We start from the raw sequence: 6,534 nt of genomic DNA, 5'->3' as shown, positions 1-6,534 counted from the left end.
CGATTAAGTTTCCTCAATGTATAAGTCCACAAACCGGAATGGCTTGTGGATTTAGTTAAACAAAATTATTTTTTACGAGCTTCAATAACTGCTTCAGCCACGTTTTTCGGAGCTTCAGCATATTTCAATGGTTCCATTGAGTAGGAAGCACGACCTTGAGTTTGGGAACGTAAGTCGGTTGCATAACCAAACATTTCAGAAAGCGGAACTTCAGCGTCGATTTTAACAACGAATTCGTTTGCTTCTTGACCGTTTACCATCGCACGACGACGGCTCAAGTCACCAATTACGTCACCTACATACTCAGGTGGAGTTTCTACTTCAACTTTCATGATTGGCTCAAGTAAAACTGGGTTTGCTTTTGCGAATGCTGCTTTAAACGCTAAAGATGCTGCAAGTTTAAACGCCAATTCAGAGGAGTCCACATCATGGTATGAACCGAAGTGTAAACGAACACCGATATCAACTACCGGGTAACCCGCTAATGGACCGGATTTAAGTTGCTCTTGAATACCTTTGTCAACTGCTGGGATGTATTCACCAGGGATTACACCACCTTTGATTTCGTTAACAAATTCATATCCTGGACCTTCTGGCTCTAATGGGTACAAGTCGATAACAACATGACCGTATTGACCACGACCACCAGATTGTTTTGCGTGTTTACCTTCCACATCGTTAACACGAGAACGGATTGTTTCACGGTAAGATACTTGTGGTTTACCAATGTTAGCCTCTACCTTGAATTCACGTTTCATACGGTCAACGATGATATCCAAGTGTAACTCACCCATACCGGAAATAATGGTTTCGCCAGATTCTTCATCAGTGTGAACACGGAAGGACGGGTCTTCTTGTGCAAGACGACCTAATGCAAGCCCCATTTTTTCTTGGTCTGCTTTCGTTTTTGGTTCTACTGCAACAGAGATTACCGGCTCTGGGAATTCCATACGCTCAAGGATAATTGGCGCTTCAATAGCACATAATGTATCACCTGTTGTCACATCTTTTAAGCCGATAGCAGCAGCGATATCGCCCGCACGAACTTCTTTGATTTCTTCACGTTTATTTGCGTGCATTTGAACGATACGACCGAAACGCTCACGTTTTTGACGTACGGAGTTCAACACGGTATCACCAGAGTTAATTACACCGGAATAGACACGGAAGAAAGTCAAGTTACCTACAAATGGGTCAGTTGCAATTTTGAACGCTAATGAAGAGAATGGCTCTTCATCGCTTGCATGACGCTCACCTTGAGTTTCATCTGGATTGATACCCTTGATCGCGGGAATATCTGTTGGTGCCGGTAAGTATTCAACAACCGCATCAAGCATTGCTTGTACACCTTTGTTTTTGAATGCAGAACCACAAGTTACCAAGATGATTTCATTTGCTAACACGCGCTGACGAAGACCGGCTTTGATTTCTTCTTCAGTTAATTCTTCACCGCCAAGGTATTTTTCCATTAACTCTTCAGACGCTTCTGCAGCTGCTTCAACAAGGTTTTGACGCCATTCTTCACAAGCGGCTTGCATATCTGCAGGAATGTCTTCATAAGTGAAGGTCATACCTTGGTCAGCATCGTTCCAGTTAATTGCTTTCATTTTGATTAAGTCAACAACACCGGTAAAGTTTTCTTCAGAACCAACAGGTAGTTGAAGAGGAACTGCATTTGCACCTAAGCGGGTTTTTAATTGATCAACTACGCGTAGGAAGTTTGCACCAGTACGGTCCATTTTGTTAACAAATGCGATACGTGGAACTTCATATTTGTTCGCTTGACGCCATACAGTTTCGGATTGTGGTTGAACACCACCAACTGCACAGTAAACCATTACTGCACCATCAAGAACACGCATAGAACGTTCTACTTCAACAGTAAAGTCAACGTGTCCCGGGGTGTCGATAACGTTAATACGGTGTTGTGGGAATTGTTGTGACATACCGGACCAGAATGCGGTAGTTGCTGCAGAGGTGATGGTAATACCACGTTCTTGTTCTTGTTCCATCCAGTCCATGGTTGCTGCACCATCGTGTACTTCACCAATTTTGTGACTTACACCTGTATAGAACAAGATACGCTCAGAGGTAGTAGTTTTACCCGCATCAATATGCGCACTGATACCAATGTTACGATATCTTTCAATAGGGGTTGTACGAGCCATTATTATTTCCTTGACGATTTCTTATTTAAAATTAAATACGAAATTTTATAAATGAATGAGGCTTCATCGCATAAAAATATGAGATGAAGCCTAAAAACGTAAGTGCTAACCGAATGTTACCAACGGTAGTGAGCAAACGCTTTGTTAGCTTCAGCCATACGGTGAACGTCTTCACGTTTCTTAACTGCGGCACCTTTGTTTTCTGATGCATCAGATAATTCGTTAGCTAAACGTAAAGCCATGGATTTGTCACCGCGTTTACGAGCGGCTTCAACGATCCAACGCATACCTAATGCGTTACGACGCACAGGGCGAACTTCAACCGGAACTTGGTAAGTAGAACCACCAACACGACGGGATTTTACTTCTACAGTTGGACGTACGTTCTCTAACGCAGCTTCAAAAGCTTCTAAAGCTTCTTTACCGGTACGTTGAGCTAATGTGTCTAACGCGTTATAAACGATAGATTCTGCGATAGATTTTTTACCATCTACCATGATGACATTGATAAATTTAGCAAGTAATTCTGAACCGAACTTCGGATCCGGTAAAATCTTGCGTTGTTCAATACTACGACGACGTGGCATTGCGAATTTCTCCGTTTTTATAATCTTCAGGGTATCCCAAAACTCGATAAAAATTAACCGCACTTTTATTGAAGGGGCTAATTAGATACTGGAGTTTGCGATTTAAATAAGTTTTACTAATTTAGCGTTTGGCCTTACTTAACGGAGAACCATTAAGCTTTAGGACGTTTAACGCCGTATTTAGAACGACCTTGTTTACGATCTTTCACGCCTGCGCAGTCTAATGCGCCGCGTACGGTGTGATAACGCACACCCGGTAAGTCTTTAACACGACCGCCACGGATAAGCACAACACTGTGCTCTTGAAGGTTGTGACCTTCACCGCCGATGTATGAGGTTACTTCGAAACCATTGGTTAAACGAATACGGCATACTTTACGTAATGCAGAGTTCGGTTTTTTAGGTGTAGTTGTGTACACACGGGTGCATACACCACGTTTCTGCGGGCAAGCCTCTAATGCAGGAACGTTACTTTTTACAACCTTTTTCACACGCGGTTTGCGTACTAGCTGGTTGATTGTTGCCATTAAAAAAACTCCAGTTTAATAAAAATTCATTAAAGAATGTTGTTTTACAAATCTGTCCATACAAGAACAGACCGCAGATTTTAATCTTCAAAGCGTAGACTGTCAACTTATTCTAATGTTGCAATCTCGTTATTACATATAAATAAAAGCCGAAAAATATGGAAAAAACCGACCGCACTTTGGACCATGATTCATACTATAAAAAAGAAGGGTAAATTTCTTTAGGTTATAAGATATACAAATTCGATCTTTCCCTCTGAAATTATCTTATTTTTATAACACATAAACGCTTACGTATTTGGGAATGGTCATGAACTGGCAATATATTTGGAATGTCACCCCTAGATTTGTTGATGCAACATTTATTACTTTAGAACTTTCTTTCTGGGCAATTGTGTTATCGCTTTTAGTTGGTTTCTTCTGTGCAGTAGTTACAACTTATAAAATTAGGATGCTTAATTCTGTGGTGAAGTTTTATATCGAACTTTCCCGCAATACACCTTTATTAATTCAGGTTTTCTTTTTGTATTTTGGCTTATCTAAAGTCGGGCTCAAACTGGATGGCTTTACTTGCGCCATCATCGGTTTGGCTTTTTTAGGCGGCAGTTATATGGCGGAAGCTATTCGAGGCGGCTTGGAAGCCATTTCGCGTGGACAGTTGGAATCCGCTTTAAGTTTAGGATTGACCCCGGTGCAGGCTTTTCGTTACGTATTATTTCCTCAAGCCTTTGCTATCGCCACGCCGGCCATTGGCGCTAACAGTTTAATTTTTAATGAAAGAAACCTCGGTGGTCAGCGCGATTGCCATTGCGGAGTTAATGTTTATGGCAAAAGAGATTATCGGTATGGATTACAAAACGAATGAAGCGCTCTTTTTATTAGTGGTGTTTTATTTGTTGATTTTATTGCCGGTGTCATTGTTTATCACTTACTTGGAACGTCGTACACGGAGAGCAAAATATGGGGCTTAATGTGTTATTTGAAGGGAGCAATTTTGAACGGTTGTTGGGTGGTCTCTGGGTAACAGCAAAAATTGCCTTTGTCTCCGTTTTCTTCGCCTGCATTCTCGGTATTCTTCTCGGCTTGTTGATGACAAGCAAAAATCGCCTGATTCGTGCTGTTTGCCGTTTTTATTTGGAATTTGTCCGCATTATTCCTTTGTTGGTCCTACTTTTTATTACCTATTTTGGCGTGGCGAAATGGTTCAATACGCATATTGATGGCGTTACCGTATGTATTTGGGTCTTCATTTTTTGGGGAACCGCAGAAATGGGAGATTTAGTGCGTGGTGCCTTGACGTCTATTGAAAAACATCAGACAGAATCAGCTTATGCCTTGGGTTTAACGCCATTACAAACGTTTCGTTATATTTTATTGCCACAAAGTTTAAAACGTGTCACACCAAGCGCCATTAACTTGTTTACACGCATGGTGAAAACCAGCTCGCTTGCTATGTTAATCGGTGTATTGGAAGTGATTAAAGTCGGGCAGCAGATTATTGAAACCTCTCTGTTTACGGAACCTTCCGCTGCCTTGTGGATTTATGGTGTGATTTTCTTGTTATATTTTGTGATTTGCTATCCGTTATCTTTATTTTCACGTTATTTAGAAACCTATTGGGAAAAATAGAAGGTGTATATGCCCTTATTAGAAATTAACGATTTAGTGAAATATTACGGCGACACCCTTGCCTTAAATGGAATTAATTTATCCGTTGAAAAAGGCGAAGTGGTGGTAATTTTAGGCCCATCCGGCTGCGGTAAAAGTACGCTCTTACGTTGTATTAACGGCTTAGAGGAGATAAAGAGCGGTCAATTAATTTTGCAAAATGAAGGCGTATTGGGCAAAGATTTGCCTTGGGTGAAGGCGCGACAACACATTGGCATGGTGTTCCAAAGCTATGAATTATTTCCGCATATGTCGGTGATTGACAATATTTTACTCGGACCACTCAAAGTGCAGAAGCGCCAACGTGCTGAAGTGGAAGCTCAAGCCGATATGTTGTTGAAACGGGTCGGGTTGTTTGAACGTAAAAATGCCTATCCGCGCGAGTTATCGGGTGGACAGAAACAACGTATTGCCATCGTCCGTTCCTTGTGTATGAATCCTGACATTATGCTGTTTGACGAAGTCACTGCCGCACTTGACCCGGAAATGGTGCGCGAAGTGCTGGATGTGATTTTGGGCTTGGCGAAAGACGGCATGACGATGCTGATTGTGACCCATGAAATGTCCTTTGCCCGTCAAGTGGCGAACCGCATTGTGTTTATGGATAAAGGGCAAATCGTTGAACAGGCGGTGCCATCGGATTTCTTCACCAACCCGCAAACCGACCGTGCGAAAACCTTTCTTAACATTTTAAATTACGAACCAAGAGGAGTTAACTATGAACAAAACATTTAAAAAAGTGACCGCACTTTTCGCCACCGCATTATTGGCAATAGGCTTAACTGCCTGCAACGATAAAGAAGGCAAAACGGAATTGGCGACTTCGTCAACGATTGAGCAACTCAAACAAGCCGGCAAAGTGCGTGTCGGTGTCTTTAGCGACAAACCGCCATTCGGCTATGTGGACAGTCAAGGCAAAAGCCAAGGATTTGACGTGGAAATCGCCAAAGCCATCACCAAAGATTTATTGGGCGATGAAAATAAAGCGGAATATGTGTTAGTTGAAGCTGCCAACCGCGTGGAATATCTTACTTCCAATAAAGTGGATATTATTCTTGCTAATTTCACGGTCACCCCAGCGCGTGCAGAAGTAGTTGATTTTGCTAAACCTTACATGAAAGTGGCATTAGGTGTGGTCTCGAAAGATGGCGCAGTGATTACCGATGTAAATCAATTAAAAGGTAAAACCTTATTAATCAATAAAGGCACTACCGCAGACGCTTATTTCACTAAAAATTATCCTGACATCAAGCTGTTGAAATTTGAGCAAAATACCGAAACCTTCGAAGCTTTACGTGACGGTCGTGGCGATGCGCTTGCTCATGACAACACATTATTGTTTGCGTGGGCGAAAGAAAATTCGGGCTTTACGGTAGGCGTGAAAAACTTAGGTGATCAGGATTTTATTGCGCCGGCAGTAAAAAAAGGGGATGTTGAATTATTAAATTGGTTAAATGCCGAAATTGAAAATTTGGGCAAACAAGGCGTGTTAAAACAAGCTTACGAAAAAACTTTAAAGCCTATTTATGGCGATGCCATTACAGAAGCAGATGTGGTGGTCGAGTATAAATAATCCACATTAAT

Annotated in this window: 6 protein-coding genes and 1 pseudogene; 4 read left to right on the top strand and 3 right to left on the bottom strand. The window is 41.7% G+C overall.

The features are described from left to right. Positions 1–65 precede the first annotated feature (65 nt). From fusA to rpsL, 3 genes are all read right to left on the bottom strand, one after another. Positions 66–2,168 carry an elongation factor G gene (gene fusA / locus HMPREF9064_RS01690; RefSeq protein ID WP_006719340.1) on the bottom strand — a complete coding sequence of 701 codons (2,103 nt, stop codon included), beginning with the start codon at positions 2,166–2,168 and terminating at the stop codon, positions 66–68. 116 nt (positions 2,169–2,284) lie between these two features. Further along, the gene (gene rpsG, locus HMPREF9064_RS01695) at positions 2,285–2,755 is read right to left on the bottom strand and encodes a 30S ribosomal protein S7 (RefSeq protein WP_005555497.1); all 471 of its coding nucleotides are present in this window, start codon (positions 2,753–2,755) and stop codon (positions 2,285–2,287) included. Positions 2,756–2,907: 152 nt separating this feature from the next. After that, positions 2,908–3,282 carry a 30S ribosomal protein S12 gene (gene rpsL, locus HMPREF9064_RS01700; RefSeq protein ID WP_005543325.1) on the bottom strand — a complete coding sequence of 125 codons (375 nt, stop codon included), beginning with the start codon at positions 3,280–3,282 and terminating at the stop codon, positions 2,908–2,910. A 310-nt stretch (positions 3,283–3,592) separates the two neighbouring features. Between rpsL and HMPREF9064_RS09650 the strand changes: the two are divergent. From HMPREF9064_RS09650 to HMPREF9064_RS01715, 4 genes and pseudogenes are all read left to right on the top strand, one after another. Continuing rightward, a pseudogene (locus tag HMPREF9064_RS09650) lies at positions 3,593–4,253 on the top strand (amino acid ABC transporter permease). Then, a complete protein-coding gene (locus HMPREF9064_RS01705; protein ID WP_006719332.1) occupies positions 4,243–4,911 on the top strand; it encodes an amino acid ABC transporter permease in 669 nt (222 codons plus the stop codon). The pseudogene HMPREF9064_RS09650 and the gene HMPREF9064_RS01705 overlap by 11 nt, the downstream one beginning before the upstream one ends. A 9-nt stretch (positions 4,912–4,920) precedes the next feature. Further along, on the top strand, positions 4,921–5,685 hold the full coding sequence (locus tag HMPREF9064_RS01710) for an amino acid ABC transporter ATP-binding protein (protein ID WP_006719330.1): 765 nt from the start codon (positions 4,921–4,923) through the stop codon (positions 5,683–5,685). Further along, the gene (locus HMPREF9064_RS01715) at positions 5,669–6,523 is read left to right on the top strand and encodes a cysteine ABC transporter substrate-binding protein (RefSeq protein WP_006719329.1); all 855 of its coding nucleotides are present in this window, start codon (positions 5,669–5,671) and stop codon (positions 6,521–6,523) included. The genes HMPREF9064_RS01710 and HMPREF9064_RS01715 overlap by 17 nt, the downstream gene beginning before the upstream one ends. Positions 6,524–6,534: the final 11 nt, after the last annotated feature.

Source organism: Aggregatibacter segnis ATCC 33393, from assembly GCF_000185305.1.
Classification (GTDB): Bacteria; Pseudomonadota; Gammaproteobacteria; order Enterobacterales; family Pasteurellaceae; genus Aggregatibacter; species Aggregatibacter segnis.
The sequence above is the reverse complement of the archived record's forward strand: the minus strand, read 5'-3'. Positions and strand labels throughout refer to the sequence as shown.

Excerpts from the sequence above, each read along its gene's own strand:
- rpsL (WP_005543325.1), bottom strand. The coding sequence starts at position 3,282 with ATGGCAACAATCAACCAGCTAGTACGCAAACCGCGTGTGAAAAAGGTT.
- HMPREF9064_RS01710 (WP_006719330.1), top strand. The coding sequence starts at position 4,921 with ATGCCCTTATTAGAAATTAACGATTTAGTGAAATATTACGGCGACACC.
- HMPREF9064_RS01705 (WP_006719332.1), top strand. The coding sequence starts at position 4,243 with ATGGGGCTTAATGTGTTATTTGAAGGGAGCAATTTTGAACGGTTGTTG.
- fusA (WP_006719340.1), bottom strand. The coding sequence starts at position 2,168 with ATGGCTCGTACAACCCCTATTGAAAGATATCGTAACATTGGTATCAGT.
- rpsG (WP_005555497.1), bottom strand. The coding sequence starts at position 2,755 with ATGCCACGTCGTCGTAGTATTGAACAACGCAAGATTTTACCGGATCCG.
- HMPREF9064_RS01715 (WP_006719329.1), top strand. The coding sequence starts at position 5,669 with ATGAACAAAACATTTAAAAAAGTGACCGCACTTTTCGCCACCGCATTA.